The following is a 16725-nucleotide window of genomic DNA, read 5'->3' on the forward strand; positions in this document are numbered from 1 at the left end:
GGAGGACAGCAGGTCATGATTACATAAAAAAAGGGGAGGTAGAAGAATGAGAGTGAGCAAGAGGCTAGTGTTGTTGGTGCTGATGTTGTTCGCGCTGGGAGTTCTGGCCGGCTGTGGCAGCAAGCAGGAAGGTGGCGATAAAGCCGGAGGAGATAAAACGGCAGTCGAAACCATACCGGTAGGAATTAATGTAGAGCTTTCCGGTGACCTGGCCAGTTATGGCTCCAATTCCAGAAATGGTATGGTTCTGGCTATTGAAGAAATCAACCAGGCCGGGGGAGTGCTGGGAAAAGAACTGAAGTACATTGAGAGAGATTGCCAGTCCAAACCGGATGAAGCTATGAATAATAGCGCGGCCCTGGCGGGAGAAAAGATTATAGCCCAGCTGGGGCCTCTGACCAGTGGAGCTGTAGCAGGGAGTACCCCGGTTATGATGCAGAATAAGATAGCGCTTATTGCTCCGGCCGCGACCGCCGAAAATGTTACTGTAGAAGAAAAAACCGGCAAGACCTTGGATTATATTTTCCGGGTCTGTTACCTGGATGCCGACCAGGCCAAGCGTATGGCTGAATTTGCTTTAAACGACCTCAAGGTAAAGAATGCCGCCATCTTTGGCAGCACTTCTGATGATTATGCCAAAGGACTGGCCAAGTATTTCGAGGAAGCCTTCATAGCCGGTGGTGGAAAAATTGTGGCTAAAGAAGGTTATGTCAATGGGGACAAGGATTTTAAGGCTACCCTGACCAAACTGAGAAGCAAAAACCCGGAATTTATTTATGTGCCCGGCTACTACACCGAAGTGGCATTGCTGATCAAACAGGCTCGTGATTTGGATATCAAGGTTCCCATCGGCGGCGGCGATGGCTGGGATTCACCAGATATGGTAAAGGTGGCGGGAGTAGAAGCCTTGAATAATACTTATTTTGCTAATCACTACTCAGTAGAGGACCCCTCGCCGGCGATCTCTTCATTTGTTAAGGCATATGAAGCTAAATATAAAAAGCTTCCCGATTCATTTGCGGCTCTGGGTTATGATTCCGCCAAAATACTGGCTCAGGCTATAAAAGATGCTGGCGAAGCTGATTCTGCCAAGGTAGCGCAGGCTCTGGCGCAGATAAAGGACTTCCCGGGAATAACCGGTACCATGAGTATTAACGAAAAACATAATCCGGTTAAGAAGATAGTGGTAATCGAATATAAAGACGGCAAACTGGTATCACGATAATAGCATATGCCCATGGTCAAAGGGAGGGGCAACCCTCTCTTTAACCTATGCTGCCTGGATTTAGATTAATGTACGGTGAGAGGAGAGTTGAGCTGTCCCAACACCATCTCTCACAAAGAAATTCCATATATAATAATGAATGATTCTCCTGCAAAAACCCCTTTTTGTTGCATAAGGGTTGCATGAATATACAAAACGCTGGTGAAGGTGAAAGCGGGCGGTCGAAGACCGCCCTTACAATGCCTTGCAGTCGCTATTAAGGGAGCTGAGCGGTATATTTATGCACACTAATGCATATTTATTACTTTTTGCAGTGACATCCTCAGTTGAATAAAAGATAATAAAGCTATAGTTCTAGTTGGGAGTGGCAGTATTGCTGGAATTTTTGCAACAATTGATAAATGGCTTGTCATTAGGGGCGATATATGCCCTGATTGCCCTGGGCTACACCATGGTTTACGGAATAATAATGCTGATAAACTTTGCCCACGGAGACATAATGATGGTGGGAGCCTATGTAGGGTTTTTTTCTATAGCAGTTCTGGGTAGCAATATTTTTGCAGCACTGATATTTGCTATGCTTAGTTGTGCTGTCCTGGGAGTGCTGATAGAAAAGATTGCCTATAAACCATTACGGAATTCCTCTCGTATTGCGGCCCTTATCACCGCTATCGGGGTATCCTTGTTTTTAGAATATTTTACCCTCTTTCTTTTAACGCCCCAACAAAGGGTATTCCCCGAAGCCGCATTTCCCCTCCATAAATATCAAATCGGAGGATTGTTGATATCCAATAAGGATATTTTTATTTTTGCCCTGGCCGTTATTCTTATGATCGCCCTGCAGTATATTATTAAAAGGACCAGAACCGGCAAGGCTATGCGAGCGGTTTCGCTGGATCGTGAGGCCGCAATTTTGATGGGTATCAGTGTAGATAGAACCATTTCCATAACCTTTGCTATTGGCTCCTCCCTGGCCGCTGCCGCCGGGGTGATGATAGGAATTTACTATAACACCATTAACCCGCTGATGGGCATAATTCCCGGATTGAAAGCATTCGTAGCGGCTGTTTTGGGAGGAATTGGCATAATCCCCGGGGCCATGGTCGGGGGATTCCTCATGGGGATTCTGGAAACCATGGTCAGCGGTTATGGCAGTACCCTCTACCGTGATGCGGTAGCCTTTGGTGTTTTAATATTGATTCTCCTGGTTAAACCCACCGGTTTGTTTGGCAAGGATACCGGGGAAAAAGTGTAGGTGAGAAGATGGAGAAAAAGCGATTTGTTCCACGAAGCTTTCTAATTGAAGTACTGGTTTTGGCAGGCATTTTTACCCTGGTGCAGTACCTGATAGTATCGGGTTTGTTAAATGAATACTACCAGATAAATTTATCCTCTATGTGTATAAATATAATTTTGGCGGTAAGCTTGAATTTGATTAACGGTTTTACCGGGCAATTATCCCTGGGTCATGCCGGGTTTATGGCTGTGGGTGCCTATGCGGCGGTAGTAGTTACTACTATTTACAGCCAGCCCTTTATACTGGGTCTGCTAGCCGCCTGCCTGGCCGCAGGACTGGCCGGTCTTATTATAGGGGTACCTACCCTCAGGTTAAAGGGGGATTATCTGGCCATTGCCACCCTGGGTTTTGGGGAAATCATCCGGGTAATTTTACAAAACATCGATTTCATTGGCGGTCCGGCTGGAATTTTGGGAATACCCCGTTACAGCACCTGGCCCTGGTTGTTTGGCTTAACCATCTTCACTATAGTAATTATTGTAAATCTTATTAATTCCAGTTATGGCCGGGCAATAATATCCGTGCGTGAAGATGAAGTGGCTTCAGAATTAATGGGCATAAATACCACCAATTACAAAGTACTGGCTTTCGTTATTGGCGCATTGTTTGCCGGGCTGGCCGGAGCGCTCTACGCCCATTATTTCTATATTATCAAACCCTCAACTTTCAATTTCTTAAAGTCTTTTGACATCCTGGTCATGGTGGTTCTGGGCGGGCTGGGCAGTACCACCGGGGCGGTTATAGCCGCTATTTTCGTTACCATGCTTACGGCCGCCTTGCAGACTTTCCCGGCTATTCGCATGGTTCTTTACGCAGTTACTCTGGTGGTGGTTATGGTTTACCGGCCTCAGGGCTTGATGGGCAATAAGGAATGGGGCCGGCGGACTTGGGGCAGGATTTGGGGTGAGAAAAATGAGCCTCTTGCAAATAAATAATTTAAACAAATCCTTTGGCGGGCTCAGCGCAGTGCTGGATTTCAACTTCCACCTGGAAGACGGTGAACTGCTGGGTCTGATTGGACCCAATGGAGCCGGTAAAACCACGGTATTTAATCTGATTACCGGGGTATACAAGCCGGATGAGGGTAATATTATTTTTTCGGGACGAGATATCACCGGTTTAGCGCCCTATACTATTTGCCAGCAGGGAATCGCCCGCACCTTCCAAAACATCCGGCTTTTTAAAGACATCAGCGTTTTGGACAATGTCCGCATTGCTTTGCATAAAGATGCACCCTATGGCTTGCTGAAAACTTTGCTTAGAACCCCGGGATTTTTCCAGGGCGAAATAGAGATAAATAAAAAGGCTCGCGAATATTTGCAGATATTCAACCTGGAGGATAAAGCCGGCGAAATAGCTTCCAGCTTGCCTTATGGGGAACAGAGAAGGTTAGAAATAGCCCGGGCCCTGGCCACCAAACCAACCCTATTGATACTGGATGAGCCGGCTGCGGGAATGAATCCCAATGAAACCCGGGAATTGATGGACTTGATACGTTGGATCAGGAAAGACTTTGGCCTTAGCATACTATTGATTGAACACGATATGTCTTTGGTCATGGGAGTTTGCGAGCGCATCTATGTTTTGGACTATGGGCAGGTTATTGCTGAAGGCCTGCCGGAAGAAATAAGGCGAAATAAACGGGTAATCGAAGCTTACCTGGGAGAGGAAGTCGGATAGCCGGTGCTTGAGGTTAAAGGAATCGATGTATATTACGGCGCCATACACGCCCTCAAAGGACTGTCCCTGGAAGTGGAAGAGGGCAGTATAGTAACCCTGATTGGAGCCAATGGAGCCGGGAAGACCACTACGCTAAAAAGCATTTCCGGTTTGCTGCGGCTCAGGAATGGTGCAATTATGTTTAAAGGAAGCGATATCAGCAAAGTGGCTCCGGAAAAAATTGTGGGACTGGGCATATCCCAGGTACCGGAGGGTCGAAGGGTTTTTTCCACCATGACTGTTCTGGAGAACCTGGAAATGGGGGCCTACTTGCGCAAAGACAAGAAAGGGATAGAAAGCGACCTGGAGAATGTTTTTACCCGCTTTCCCCGGCTCAAGGAAAGGAGAAAACAAACCGCCGGAACCTTGAGTGGAGGCGAACAGCAGATGCTGGCTATTGGCCGGGCCTTGATGGCCCGACCCGAGTTGATGCTGATGGATGAGCCTTCCATGGGCCTGGCGCCTTTGTTAGTAAAGGAGATTTTTGAAATAATAAAAGACATCAACGCCCGGGGAACCACCATACTGTTGGTGGAGCAGAATGCCAATATGGCCCTGTCAATTGCCAACCGGGCCTATGTCATTGAAACCGGAGAAATAGTCCTGGAGGGGACGGCCGAACAGTTGATAAACAGTGAGGAAGTAAAGAAGGCTTACCTGGGGGGATAGAAGACGGAAGACGGAGGACGGAGGACGGAAGAGGGAAGGCGGAATGGTCTTCTGGCGTTGGAGTCATGCTTAAGCTGACTATCGAATAACTTTGTCTAACAGCCATATTATATGAGGAGGTAAGATTATGAAAGTAAAAGACCGTATGTCCGAGGATGTTATAACGGTGGAGATGAATACCAGTCTCACCGAAGCCTTTCGTCTAATGAAAGAGAATAACATCCGGCGCTTACCGGTGGTGGACAAAGGCCGCCTGACCGGGATTATAACCCTGACCGATCTTAACCAGGCCGCGCCTTCCTCTGCTACTTCTTTAAGCATCCATGAACTGAATTACCTCCTGGCCAGGACTAAAATAAAAGACATAGTACCAAAAAAACAAAAAGTCCTCACCATTGGGCCAGAAAACTACATCGAAACCGCAGCTAAAATAATGCGGGAGAATAAAGTTAGCGGCTTGCCGGTTCTGGAGCAGGATAAGCTGGTTGGCATAGTAACGGAAACCGACATTTTTGATGCTTTGATTGATATTTTGGGGGTTAATAGAGCTCATAGCCGTATAGACTGCTTTGTCAAGGATCGCCCCGGCAGCCTGGCGGAAGTAACCGGACTGATTGCGGAAAAAAGCATAAATATTTTGAATGCGGTGGTTTATTTTGATAATAAAAGCCAGCGCTACAAAATGATTCTTCGCATCGAAGACTTGAAATATGAACCACTGCTGGAAGAGCTTCAAAAACGGGGATATGAAATTGAGTCAGTAATAGTAAGAGAAAGCGGTGAAGAATAGACAGAGCTTCAGCTCTCCCGGCAGAGCAGCTTATCCAGGTCTGCCAGGAAAGCTTTGCCACCGCTGATTTGACAAAATACTTTTCAGGATATATACTCATCTACGCAGCACCATAAAGTTGCTCTTTATCATGAAGCAGTTTCCCATAACTACAACAGTTTATGGATATTTTAATCAAGGAAGCGGATCGGTCCTGGTGGGCCGCCTGGACTTCAAATCCAGTCTGCGCGGCGGTGGTCCCGTCGTGGGTGAGTTCGATTCTCACACGCTTCCGCCAAATTACTAAATACAGGCTTTTAAGCTATTCCTTAAGTTAAAACATATAGGGAATCTCTTTCTAAAGAAGGATATAAGTTTAAAAAGTCTTCTTTTGATATTATATGTTGTTTCATTAGAGGTCTCAGCTTTTCATAATTGTTGCCTATTTCGTAAATGACCTCGCCGCCTTCCCAATGTAACATAACTTCCGATTCCTGGTTTCCTGGAAATTTAGATAAAAAAGACCTGATTCTTTGATTTAAAGCATTGTCTTTTGACTTTACCATATCACAGGAACATCCCCCTAATGTTAACAGATAGTAATATTTATCGTGCTCTTTTTGAAGTTGATGTTTAGCATAAGTAACTAATACCAGAGTATCTTCTATAAACCTGTAATTTTCCAGCAGAAAATTGCTTCGAATTCCTATAAAATAACACATAATAACCTCCATTCCGCCGCTACTGCTGGCGGCAGTAATCACTGGTAGAGGCAGACAAGGGAAACCTTCAACGGGATTTGGTCCTCGCGGGTATTAAAGGAAAAGCATAAAACGGGGGCCAATATGGCCCCCGTTTTTATTGGGACTATCTTTGGGCTCCTCGGCGTTGTTTGAAAAGGGCATCTTTCTTGGCATACTCCGCATGGGGATCTTTAGCAGGGATGTCTTCCAGAACGCTGGGGTCTAGCATTCTGTTCCGGGCAACACTTTTTGCTTTTTTAACCAAACTCTTCACCTCCCAAAAAAGTCCTGCACTATATTTTGCCCGGGTGAAGTCTTTTATCATCGACCACTTTTTGTCAGGTGAAGAAATGGAATAAAAATTAGATATCAGGTCGCTAGTTTTCGCCAAAGGGATTTCCTGCTGCTTTATCGCCAAGGGGTTCCAGCACCCGGACTGTTTCACGGATACGGGATTTCTCAGCAAAATTTAAAAGGCGTTTCTGCAAAACGGGGGTAATCTCCTGGCCTTGAGGAAGAAGAACCAAACCCTTATCATCCTGCAAATCATTCAGCAATACCATACCTACTTCAATATCCTTGATTTTTACCAGGCGGCCATCAGCATCTTCTTGCGACCATTCCTTGAGGTTTTGGACTTCAATAATCAAAGCGGAGAGAACCTCGGGGTCATAATTCTCCGCATATTTTTGCAGGTACTCCAGGGCATAGGTGGCTGACCAGCTTTTTTTAATCAGCGCATTAAAGTCCAATACTATCTTAAGAATACGCCCCAGCAGAGGTATCTCTTTCTCTGCGAGTCCAGAATGGGCATCCTGTTTCGGATAGTTTTTCATTTGGCAAGCAATAGCCTCGGCCACATTCTCCAGGCGAGGGATGTTGGCCAATAGATCCTGGGCTGTAGCAGGATGGGACCGGTACATTTTATATTCATCGGGTGATAAGTACTCTCCGGATTCTTGTTTTTGCAGGATATACTCGGGAATGGTAATGAGACCGATGGGGGATAACATCAAGGCCAAATCCACTTCCCAGGGTTTTTCCACATTAAGGTGCAGAGCTGTTCTTTTGGCCAGATTGCGCAGACGGGAGAGCTGATTGAATTCCTGGGGCTTGGATATGGATAGTATATCAATAAGCAGCTTTATGCTTCCCTTCAAGGTCTGTTCCAGCAGTTCGCGCTCGGAGCATATAAGCCGGTATTGTTCCAGGGCGGCGGCTATGGCATAAATGAAATCTTTAATCGGGCAGGGCTTGGTCAGAAAGCGGAATATATTACCCTGGTTAACGGCGTTTATGGCCATATCTATATCGGCATAGCCGGTTAACATGATTCTAACCGTATCGGGTGCTATTTCTTTTACTCTTTCCAGAAAGGCGATGCCATCCACACCCGGCATCTTGTAGTCAGATATGACCACGGCCATAGGACCATGCTTTTGCAAAGTTTCCCAACCTTTTTCCGCATTGTTGGCGGTAAAAAGCTCCAAGCGCAAGCCCAATTGCCTTCTATAAGATGCCAGGATCTTTTCATCATCATCGACCAGTAAAATCTTTTTATTCATCAGCTAACCCCCCAAACCTAAATCGGACCCTTGATGGGCAATCTAATATAGAAAGTGGTGCCCCGGCCAACTTCGGATTCTAGCTCAATCAACCCATTATGCTTGTTTACTATGATATCATGGGAAATGGCCAGGCCCTGACCGGTGCCTTTGCCCACCTCTTTGGTAGTAAAAAAAGGATCAAATACTTTATTTATTATTGTATCGGGAATACCCATACCGTTATCGGAAATTCGTATCTCAACATAAGAGCCATTTTTTTGGCTGCTAATAACAATTCTTCCCTTTGGATAAAGGCCCTTTTCAATTGCGTTTTGTATACTATGGGAGGAATTAACAATCATATTCAATAGTACCTGATTAATCTGATTAACCACCATTTTAACAGCAGGAAGATCGTTGCCCAGATTCAACTCCAGATCCGCCAGGTGTTTCCATTCATTTTTAGCAATAGAGACCGTTCCCATTATGGCATGGTTAACATTGGCTATTTGTTTTTCACCGGATCCGGGGTGAGCAAAATTCCTTAGAGCGGTCACAATATCTGAAACGCCTGTTACTCCTTCGAGGGATTGTTGAATAGCCTGGGGAATCTCATTTCGAAAGAAATCAAGTTCCCTTTGGGATTTTTCCAACAGTTTTTCTAAACCCAGGATGCATGACGATATATCTTCGAAACTGGCAAGTGCTTTGACTTGATCTAATATGGAGAAAGTACTGGCAAAAGCTTCGTTTAAAAAGGACAGGTTATCCCCGATATACTGCATGGGGTTGTTTATCTCATGGGCAATGCCGGCGGCCAGCTGGCCGATAGATTCTAATTTTTGAGAAAGAGCCAACTGGGACTCGGCTTTGCGCAATTCGGTAACATCCCGAAAAACGAAAACCATACCATGATCATTTCCGTCATTCCCCGGAATATGGGTGACCGTAGTAGACAAAAGGCTGATTTGTCCCAGGTTGTTTATGATGCGTATATCCACCGGGTGCGGTTCATCTTTGCTGGCAAAAAAGAGGCTGTGGTTTAGATGAGTATAACCTTCAACCAGAGGCACCACTTCCAGCAAGCGTTTACCCCGGGCGTATTCATTCTTCCATTCGAAAAAGCGTTCCGCTTCCGTATTGATAAAGGTGATGATTCCGTAATTATCCGTAGTAATTACCCCATGACCGATACTGCTGAGGATCAGCGCCAGCCGCTCTTTTTCCGCTGCCAGAGCTTTTTCTGCTTGCCGGCGTTTGGTGTTGTCGCGAGCTGTACCCTGTATGGCTATGCTTTGATCACTATATCTAATTAAACGGCTGCTTACTTCGACAGGGATTTTATTCCGGTTTTTCCCGATTATTTCAAGCTCATAACATGTTGTTCCCCCTTGATTAATCTTTTGCTTCATCATCTTTTTGCTCAAATCCAGGTACTCAGGAGCCACCAAGTGCTCCATACTAATATTCAGGAGTTCCTCCCTGCTATAACCAGTAATAGCTTGCGCCGCCTTGTTGAAGTCCAGGTATTGCCCTCCAGGGTCTTGAATATAAACAATATCATTGGCATTCTCAAAAAGCTCGCGGTACCTTTCCTCACTGGCTTTCAGAGCCTCCTCGACGAGTTTGCGTTCTGTTACCACTCGTCCTACAAAGATGGCTCCATCCACTTCGCTGTTATCATTAAATCGCGGATTGCCCACAAGTTCCACCCAATGATAATCTCCCGCACTATCTTTAATGCGAATTTCAAGCGATTCGGATTCTTTGTTTTTTATTATCTTCTTAAAAGCAGTAGTCAAAAGCATGATATCATAGGAATGCAGCAGGTTATAGATGGGTTTTCCCATTAGTTCTTCGGGATTATATTTGAGAAAAGGAGTAGGGGATGGAAGCATTTGTGCAGCGGTAATCCCGGTCATTTTTTCCAGGGCACGGTTCCAGGCTATAATTTTTTGATCGATATCAATGACCAATACCGCATCGGGAAGAGAGTCAATTATTGAAGCCAGGAATTTTCCGGATAATTCGGATGATATAAAAAAAGGTTTTTTTATATATTCTGAAGATTTGCTGAAAATCAACACCTCCCCTGGTTAAATTATCAGGTACTGCCTGCAAGTAGATCATGGTTTAAAAGAGATGCTTCCCGAATTTGTCAGAAAATTGGCTAATTTAAATCTAATCGAAATTGTCCGCTTTGTCAATACAATATAGGACTTCTGTCGGTAGCAATTAAAAACCAGGGACAATGTGGGTAGGGGATGAGGAATAGGGGATTAGGGGGAAAGCAGATGTTTTTTCCCCAGGTAGCGACCAGCGACCAGGAGAAGGAGAATAAGACCCAGCAACAGGAGGGTCAGGCGAATATCCTTGACCTGGAACAGGCAAAGCCCCAGACCGGTATAGAGCAAGGCGGTGGGAAGCTTGCCGATGGCGGAGGAAAAGAAAAAGGTCCAAAAAGGAACGCCGGCCAGGGCGGCGGCGGCATTTATTATCGGGGTAGGAACCACCGGCAACACCCGGGCAATTAAGATACTCCAAAAAGCCAGGCGGGTATCTATTTCCCGTATATCATAGGAAAAGCGAGACTGTATGGTTTTAATTACCCATTCTGAGCCAGCCAGTCGGCAAATCCAGTAGGCCAGGCAGGCCCCGGCCAGAGCACCGGACCAGGCCAGGAAAAAGCCCAGTTTAAAACCAAACAAAAGCCCTCCCGCCGCGGCTAGAATTACATAAGGAAAAACCGGGAATACCGCCTGAATAATAAATAGAGCAGAAGCCACTGCCGGAGCCAGCAGGCCATATGATTTAAGAAAAGAGCTGATGGCGGTAATGCTATCCAGAGAATGAAGATCCATTAAGTCTACCACCTTCTTCGATATCAACAGGCCAATAGGCCCTTAATTATTTTAAAATACCGAAAACCAGAGACAAGGTCAAGAAAAAATGGGTAGGGTCAGGCTAAATGCTATAGTTTTTATACTTATGCTGAAAATAAAGGAAAATAAATTTGCAGAAACTCGGCTAGATTCAAGGTTAGTTCTATGGAATCAGTCTTATGATGCTGGTGATTAAAATAGTATGGTAAAATAAGTATCGGAGCTGCACGGTAATTAAAAATTTTAAGAAGCGGTATTATTATGCATTTTAATCTGCTGGATTATTTATTTATAGGCATTATATTATTAAGCGCCTGGGCTGGTTATCGCCAGGGGCTGGTGGATGCGATAGGGGGACTGCTGGGTACGCTGGGCGGCTTAATACTAGCCGTTCTATATCGAGAAGAACTGGCATTTTACCTCGATAGACACTATGGTTTTACGCAGGCCCTGGGCGATTTATTGGCAGAGCGAATGCCCGCCCCGGTTTGTTCCCCCGAATGGGGAGCAGTGGGGAAGGGATTGGGTCTACCTGAGATACTGCTTGATCCAACTGCCTTCCTGGCCCAGCTCTTGCTCTCGCTGTTGTGTTTTTTGCTAATACTATTTACCAGCAGTTTTATAATAAAATTGGTTTTTGCCGCCTTTAACCGACTGCTCTCTTGCGGAGGGCTGGACTGGCTCAACCGCGTTTTGGGCTTGCTGCTGGTAACGGCGAAAAATATTATAATTATGATTTTCTTGACCGGGCTGCTCTATCCGGCCATCAACCTGGCGGCCCGGATGGGTTCGGCCTGGGCTGTCAGTATAAACAATAGTCTTAGCATGTCATTACTGGCTCCCTGGTTCCTGGAGCTCTTCACCTACGGTAAGACTTTATTGGGAATTGCAGCGCTGTGTTGAAACTGCTTCACAGTTTCTTCCGATGCTTAAAGTATAGGGAGCGTGGATGCGGCAAAAGCTAAAGTCAGGGATTTTAAGATATGCAACAATGACTCAATTGCAAAAACCCCTTTTTGTTGCATAGGGTTGCATAAATATACAAAGCGAGCGTTGGCGAAGCATGGATGCAACATCCGGCGAAGACGAGCGGGCGAAAGGGGACGAGCGACAGGATGTCGCGAGAGCGCCTCACCCTTCGGGTACGCCTAGTGTTCCACCCTACGGGTGTCACTATTAAGGTTGCCTCCCATGGACGGGAGATTGGCGCGGTACCCCTTGAGCCGCAAGACAAGCCGCAGGTGTTGCCCATGCGTAGCGCCCTGTCGGGCACAACTGATGCTCCCTTCGGTCGCTATTAAGGACGCTGGAGCGGAATATTTATGCAAGCTAATGCATAATTACAACTTTTTTACAGCGAAATCAACAGATTTATTTATAAAAAGGAGGAAATATTTTGAGCGAACAAAAGGAAAATCTAAAAAAGAATGCCTGGCTACGAATAAAACCGGCGGATTTACCGGCGGTTCACGATTTCAACCAGGGTTACCGGGATTTTCTCAATCAGGTAAAAACGGAGAGAGAGGCGGTTGCTTACATAAAGCAGGCAGCCCAGGGGCATGGTTTTGTTGACCTGGATAGGGTTGCTTCTCTTGAGCCCGGGCAAAAGCTCTTTTTCCAGCAAAAAGGGAAAATATGTGCCCTGGTGGTTATTGGCCAGGAAGCTATGGAGAATGGGGTCAACATGGTGGTATCCCATATCGACTCCCCCCGCCTGGATCTTAAAGCTAATCCTTTATATGAAGCAGATGGCCTGGCCCTGTTCAAAACCCATTATTACGGAGGGATAAAAAAATACCAGTGGCTGGCTATCCCTCTGGCTTTACACGGTGTGGTAATTAAAAAGGATGGACAAGTGGTGAGTGTTGTTATTGGCGAGGAAAATGATGATTTTGTTTTGAGCATTGCGGATCTCTTGCCTCATTTGGCTAAAGAACAGATGGAAAAAAAGATGTCCGAAGCGATTCCAGCGGAGAACCTGAACCTCTTGGTAGGTAGTCAACCGCTGGGAGATACGGCAGATAACCCTATTAAGAAAAAAGTCTTGCAGATTCTGCAAGAAAAATATGCCATAGAAGAAGAGGATTTCAGCAGTGCAGAACTGCAGGCGGTTCCCGCTTTTCAGGCCCGGGATATTGGTTTTGACCGCAGTATGATCGGAGCCTATGGGCAGGATGACCGGGTTTGTGCCTATACTTCATTAAGGGCTGCGCTGGAGCTGGAAGCACCCAAGAGAACGGCGATCTGCCTCTTTGCGGACAAGGAAGAAATTGGAAGCAACGGCAATACCGGACTGCAATCACTTATCATAGAAAACCTCATGGCTGAGTTAATGAGTAAAGCCGGGTACAACAATTATTTGACCCTGCGTAAGAGTCTGGCCAATTCTTGTTCCCTGTCCGCTGATGTAAATGCGGCGGTTGACCCCAATTATCCCGAAGTATTCGAGAAGATGAATTGTAGTTTTCTTTCGCGGGGAGTGGTGTTAACCAAGTATACCGGCTCCCGGGGAAAGAGTAATTCCAACGATGCCAATCCCGAGTTTTTAGCCAGGATTCGGCGGCTTTTTGATGATAATGAAGTATTCTGGCAGGTGGGCGAATTAGGGAAAGTGGACATAGGAGGGGGAGGAACCGTAGCCCATTACATGGCGCGTTATGGTATGGAAGTGGTAGATTTGGGGGTGGCCTTGCTGGGCATGCATTCACCTTTTGAGGTCTCCAGCAAGGTGGATGTATTTTTAGCCTACAAAGCCTACCGGGTTTTTATGCAGAGCTTTTGTAACCAGTAACGCTGAACTGAAAGAGCGGCATAATCAGCCAAACGGGAAGGGGGGAAATGGATGAAGCAGACCAGACTAACCGAGATGGTAAGGGCGGCCGGCTGAGCAGCCAAGATAGGGCCGGGGGCCCTGGAGTCGATTCTCAAGGATTTTCCTTTACCGGTTCATCCTGACCTCTTGATAGGAATAGAGAGCAGGGATGATGCGGCCGTTTTAAAATTGGATGAGGAGAAGGCCTTGATTCAGACCATTGATTTTTTTACGCCTATGGTTGATGATCCCTTCATCTTTGGACAGATAGCCGCTACTAACGCCTTGAATGATGTATATGCCATGGGGGGCACCCCTATTCTTGCTTTGAATGTAGTATGTTTTCCCGAATGTGCGGATTTGCAAGTTCTCCGAAGCATACTGGATGGAGGCCTTAGTAAAGTATTGGAAGCAGGAGCTTTGCTGGTGGGGGGGCATACGGTGGATGACAACGAACCTAAATATGGTTTGGCGGTATCCGGGTTGGTACATCCCCAGAAAATTATAGCTAACAACGGGGCCCAACCGGGAGACCTCTTATTTTTGACCAAACCCCTGGGAAATGGCGTGATTGCTACCAGCATCAAAGCGGAGATGGCCTCAGGCGAAGCATACAAAGAAGCGATAAAATGGATGTCCATGCTGAACCGGGAAGGCAGCCAGGCCATGATAGAAGTAGGGGTAAATGCAGCCACGGATATTACCGGGTTTGGGCTGATGGGACACCTCTATGAAATGGCCTGGGGCAGCGATGTTCAAGTGGAAGTTTTCGCCGAGCAAATTCCGTTTATGGAAGGAACCCTGGAATATGCCGGTCTGGGGCTGATACCAGGCGGTGCCTATAACAACCGGGATTATCTGAAAGATAAAGTGGAGTATGCCGGGGATATTGATCCTTTGATTCGCGATTTGCTTTTTTCACCAGAGACTGCCGGAGGCCTGCTGATAGCCGTTGCGGAGAAAAAGGCGGGTGAACTCCTTAGGGTTATGGAAAAGAGGGGCTCGTTTTGTAATCTTATAGGCAGGGTACGGAGTGAGCATTTTAGCCCGATTAGAGTGCACCCTTGACCTATTTTATTTAGCAGGTAAAGTGAGGGGCGAGGGGTGACAAAAGGACCGTCCCCTTGACACCTTGAGGGGAGGAGAGATGTATGGAAAGAAAGAGCTTTGGCCTGGGGGATATTGTCCGTATGAAAAAACAACATCCCTGTGGCAGTTTCAACTGGGAGGTTACCCGTATGGGGGCGGATATAAAAATTAAATGCCAGGGTTGTGGCCGGATAGTAATGCTGCCCCGGCTGCAATTTGAAAAACGCATGATCCGGGTGGAAAAAGAAGCTCACTAACACTTTCTTCCTTATGGGCATATAATAAACTACATAATTTGCCTTAAAGGAGGTGAAGCCAGGTGGATGCTAAAAATCCTGGCAACCAGGGCTTCACAGCAGGTGATTTGGTAACGGTAAAAAGCATGCCCCAGGACGAACGCTTTTGTATAATTGGTTTTAAGGAAAGTGCTGCCGGCGAGAAAATGGCCATTTTGAAAGCATTATTTAACGATACCTATATTATTGAGAAACCCCTGTCCTTGCTGCAAACCCTATTAATAAAAGGAATACTATAACCTTCTTCAAGGGGGTAAATCCTAAGGTTTTACAGCATTATTCCTGCCAATAAAAAAGGATAATAAAACGGTTTTGCCGCCAGGTGCCCGTAAGGTGACCGGGCTTTCTTAAAGTGCCGCTAATGGCCAGGGGAAAGACCCGGTCACTTCTGTTTTTTCACGGGTGCTTTTTTCTTGCAACAAATTTACAATACTGGTATAATCAATTGAAGTCCCTGCCCCGGGTAAGAACGGGGCCGAAATCCATGCCATGGATTAGTCCGTAGGGAGGAGGTGTAACGATGCGCACATACGAAATGATGTTTGTCCTCAGACCTGATTTGGAAGAAGAACAAGTTTCGGAAACCAAAGAAAGACTGCAGAAGATCATAGCTGATTTTGGCGGTGAATTCATCAATGCAGCAGACGGGTGGGGCAAAAAACGACTTGCCTATGCCATTGACGATTATGTAGAAGGTATTTACAGCCTGTGGTATTTCAAAGGCAAGCCGGAAACTGTCGATGAATTGGACAGGATTATCAAAATTTCGGAGAACTTTTTGCGCCACATCATTATTCGCCAGGATGAAAAATAACGCATGATTATTAAATATTATTAGGGGAACAGGGGGGAAAGCCATGCTTAATCGGGTTATCTTGATTGGTCGATTGACAAAAGATCCGGAACTTCGCTACACCCAGAACGGGACTGCGGTGGCCACTTTTACACTGGCGGTTGACCGTAAGTTCAAACGGGAGGAAACTGACTTTATTCCTATCGTGGTTTGGGCCAAGCAGGCGGAAAACTGTGCCAACTACCTGAACAAGGGTAGTCTGGTAGCGATTGATGGAAGGATACAGGTTAGAACTTATGACAATCAAGAAGGACAAAGACGCTGGGTTACCGAAGTAGTGGCGGAAGATGTCCGTTTCATGGGGAAACCGGCAGGAAGCAGAAGCTCAACTCCTGATTACGCTGATAAAAATTCCAGCAAAAATTTTGATGACAACTGGAGCGATTTGGGACGAGAAGTAAACATGGATAACATCGATCTGGTTGATCAGCACGAAGATGAGGATATACCTTTCTAGTCAGAGGAGGCAGATTAATTGAAAAAGGATCGACGCAAAAAAAGACGCCAATGCAATTGGTGTGCTGATAAAATTGAAGTTGTTGATTACAAGGAGATTCCCAGGCTCCGCCGCTATATTACAGAAAGAGGGAAAATTTTACCTCGCAGAATAACCGGCAATTGTGCCCATCACCAGAGACAGTTGACCGTAGCCATAAAGAGGGCACGGATCATGGCTCTTCTTCCCTATACTTCTGAATAAGCAAAGAAAAAACGCCCTCGCCGGAGGGCTTTTTCTTTTAATAGGATAATAAGGCGCAAGAGGTAAACGATGTTATATGGGGATGACTGCTGTGTTCTGGCCGGCTTGCAGGAAAAAATCGGCT

19 protein-coding genes and 1 tRNA gene are annotated in these 16725 nt (G+C 46.0%); 15 read left to right on the forward strand and 5 right to left on the reverse strand.

Going from position 1 to position 16725, the window contains the following annotated elements:
* Positions 1-46: 46 nt before the first annotated feature.
* From AWB54_RS01970 to AWB54_RS15580, 7 genes are all read left to right on the forward strand, one after another.
* A complete protein-coding gene (locus AWB54_RS01970; protein ID WP_061212969.1) occupies positions 47-1225 on the forward strand; it encodes an ABC transporter substrate-binding protein in 1179 nt (392 codons plus the stop codon).
* A gap of 373 nt (positions 1226-1598) precedes the next feature.
* Positions 1599-2480, forward strand: a complete 882-nt coding sequence (locus tag AWB54_RS01975) for a branched-chain amino acid ABC transporter permease (protein ID WP_061212970.1) — start codon at positions 1599-1601, stop codon at positions 2478-2480.
* An 8-nt stretch (positions 2481-2488) separates the two neighbouring features.
* Positions 2489-3457 (forward strand): branched-chain amino acid ABC transporter permease, encoded by a 969-nt coding sequence (locus AWB54_RS01980; protein ID WP_061212971.1) that lies wholly within the window; start codon positions 2489-2491, stop codon positions 3455-3457.
* Entirely contained in the window at positions 3435-4202 is a 768-nt protein-coding gene (locus AWB54_RS01985) for an ABC transporter ATP-binding protein (RefSeq protein ID WP_061212972.1), read from the forward strand. Before AWB54_RS01980 ends, AWB54_RS01985 begins: the two co-directional genes overlap by 23 nt.
* 3 nt (positions 4203-4205) lie before the next feature.
* Positions 4206-4910: an ABC transporter ATP-binding protein gene (locus tag AWB54_RS01990; protein ID WP_061212973.1), complete on the forward strand. Its 705-nt coding sequence runs from the start codon at positions 4206-4208 to the stop codon at positions 4908-4910.
* Positions 4911-5037: 127 nt separating this feature from the next.
* Positions 5038-5700: a CBS and ACT domain-containing protein gene (locus AWB54_RS01995; protein WP_061212974.1), complete on the forward strand. Its 663-nt coding sequence runs from the start codon at positions 5038-5040 to the stop codon at positions 5698-5700.
* A 178-nt stretch (positions 5701-5878) separates the two neighbouring features.
* Positions 5879-5977 (forward strand) — tRNA-Sec (locus AWB54_RS15580).
* A gap of 31 nt (positions 5978-6008) precedes the next feature.
* On the opposite strand, the gene AWB54_RS02000 is transcribed toward AWB54_RS15580, so the two are convergent.
* The 5 genes from AWB54_RS02000 to AWB54_RS02020 all read right to left on the reverse strand — a co-directional run bounded on the left by AWB54_RS02000 (position 6009) and on the right by AWB54_RS02020 (position 10830).
* Complete coding sequence (locus AWB54_RS02000; RefSeq protein WP_061212975.1) at positions 6009-6401, reverse strand: hypothetical protein; 393 nt, start codon at positions 6399-6401, stop codon at positions 6009-6011.
* 145 nt (positions 6402-6546) lie between these two features.
* A complete protein-coding gene (locus tag AWB54_RS02005; protein WP_061212976.1) occupies positions 6547-6813 on the reverse strand; it encodes a hypothetical protein in 267 nt (88 codons plus the stop codon).
* On the reverse strand, positions 6800-7987 hold the full coding sequence (locus AWB54_RS02010) for an HD domain-containing phosphohydrolase (RefSeq protein ID WP_061212977.1): 1188 nt from the start codon (positions 7985-7987) through the stop codon (positions 6800-6802). The genes AWB54_RS02005 and AWB54_RS02010 overlap by 14 nt, the downstream gene beginning before the upstream one ends.
* A 17-nt stretch (positions 7988-8004) precedes the next feature.
* Positions 8005-10053 (reverse strand): PAS domain-containing sensor histidine kinase, encoded by a 2049-nt coding sequence (locus tag AWB54_RS02015; protein WP_061212978.1) that lies wholly within the window; start codon positions 10051-10053, stop codon positions 8005-8007.
* Positions 10054-10248: 195 nt separating this feature from the next.
* The gene (locus AWB54_RS02020) at positions 10249-10830 is read right to left on the reverse strand and encodes a TVP38/TMEM64 family protein (protein ID WP_061212979.1); all 582 of its coding nucleotides are present in this window, start codon (positions 10828-10830) and stop codon (positions 10249-10251) included.
* A 282-nt stretch (positions 10831-11112) separates the two neighbouring features.
* Between AWB54_RS02020 and AWB54_RS02025 the strand changes: the two genes are divergently transcribed.
* The 8 genes from AWB54_RS02025 to rpsR all read left to right on the forward strand — a co-directional run bounded on the left by AWB54_RS02025 (position 11113) and on the right by rpsR (position 16601).
* Positions 11113-11754, forward strand: a complete 642-nt coding sequence (locus AWB54_RS02025; RefSeq protein WP_061212980.1) for a CvpA family protein — start codon at positions 11113-11115, stop codon at positions 11752-11754.
* Between the two features lie 493 nt (positions 11755-12247).
* A complete protein-coding gene (locus AWB54_RS02030; protein WP_061212981.1) occupies positions 12248-13642 on the forward strand; it encodes an aminopeptidase in 1395 nt (464 codons plus the stop codon).
* 51 nt (positions 13643-13693) lie between these two features.
* A complete protein-coding gene (selD, locus tag AWB54_RS02035; protein WP_082735962.1) occupies positions 13694-14731 on the forward strand; it encodes a selenide, water dikinase SelD in 1038 nt (345 codons plus the stop codon).
* 83 nt (positions 14732-14814) lie between these two features.
* Complete coding sequence (locus AWB54_RS02040; RefSeq protein ID WP_011641909.1) at positions 14815-15009, forward strand: DUF951 domain-containing protein; 195 nt, start codon at positions 14815-14817, stop codon at positions 15007-15009.
* Between the two features lie 62 nt (positions 15010-15071).
* Positions 15072-15287 carry a hypothetical protein gene (locus AWB54_RS02045; RefSeq protein ID WP_061212983.1) on the forward strand — a complete coding sequence of 72 codons (216 nt, stop codon included), beginning with the start codon at positions 15072-15074 and terminating at the stop codon, positions 15285-15287.
* Between the two features lie 281 nt (positions 15288-15568).
* Positions 15569-15862, forward strand: coding sequence for a 30S ribosomal protein S6 (gene rpsF / locus AWB54_RS02050; protein ID WP_061212984.1), 294 nt, complete (start codon positions 15569-15571; stop codon positions 15860-15862).
* A 43-nt stretch (positions 15863-15905) separates the two neighbouring features.
* On the forward strand, positions 15906-16358 hold the full coding sequence (locus AWB54_RS02055) for a single-stranded DNA-binding protein (protein ID WP_061212985.1): 453 nt from the start codon (positions 15906-15908) through the stop codon (positions 16356-16358).
* Positions 16359-16376: 18 nt separating this feature from the next.
* Positions 16377-16601, forward strand: a complete 225-nt coding sequence (rpsR, locus tag AWB54_RS02060) for a 30S ribosomal protein S18 (RefSeq protein WP_011641906.1) — start codon at positions 16377-16379, stop codon at positions 16599-16601.
* Positions 16602-16725: the final 124 nt, after the last annotated feature.

This window comes from Syntrophomonas wolfei subsp. methylbutyratica, from assembly GCF_001570625.1.
GTDB lineage: Bacteria > Bacillota > Syntrophomonadia > Syntrophomonadales > Syntrophomonadaceae > Syntrophomonas > Syntrophomonas methylbutyratica.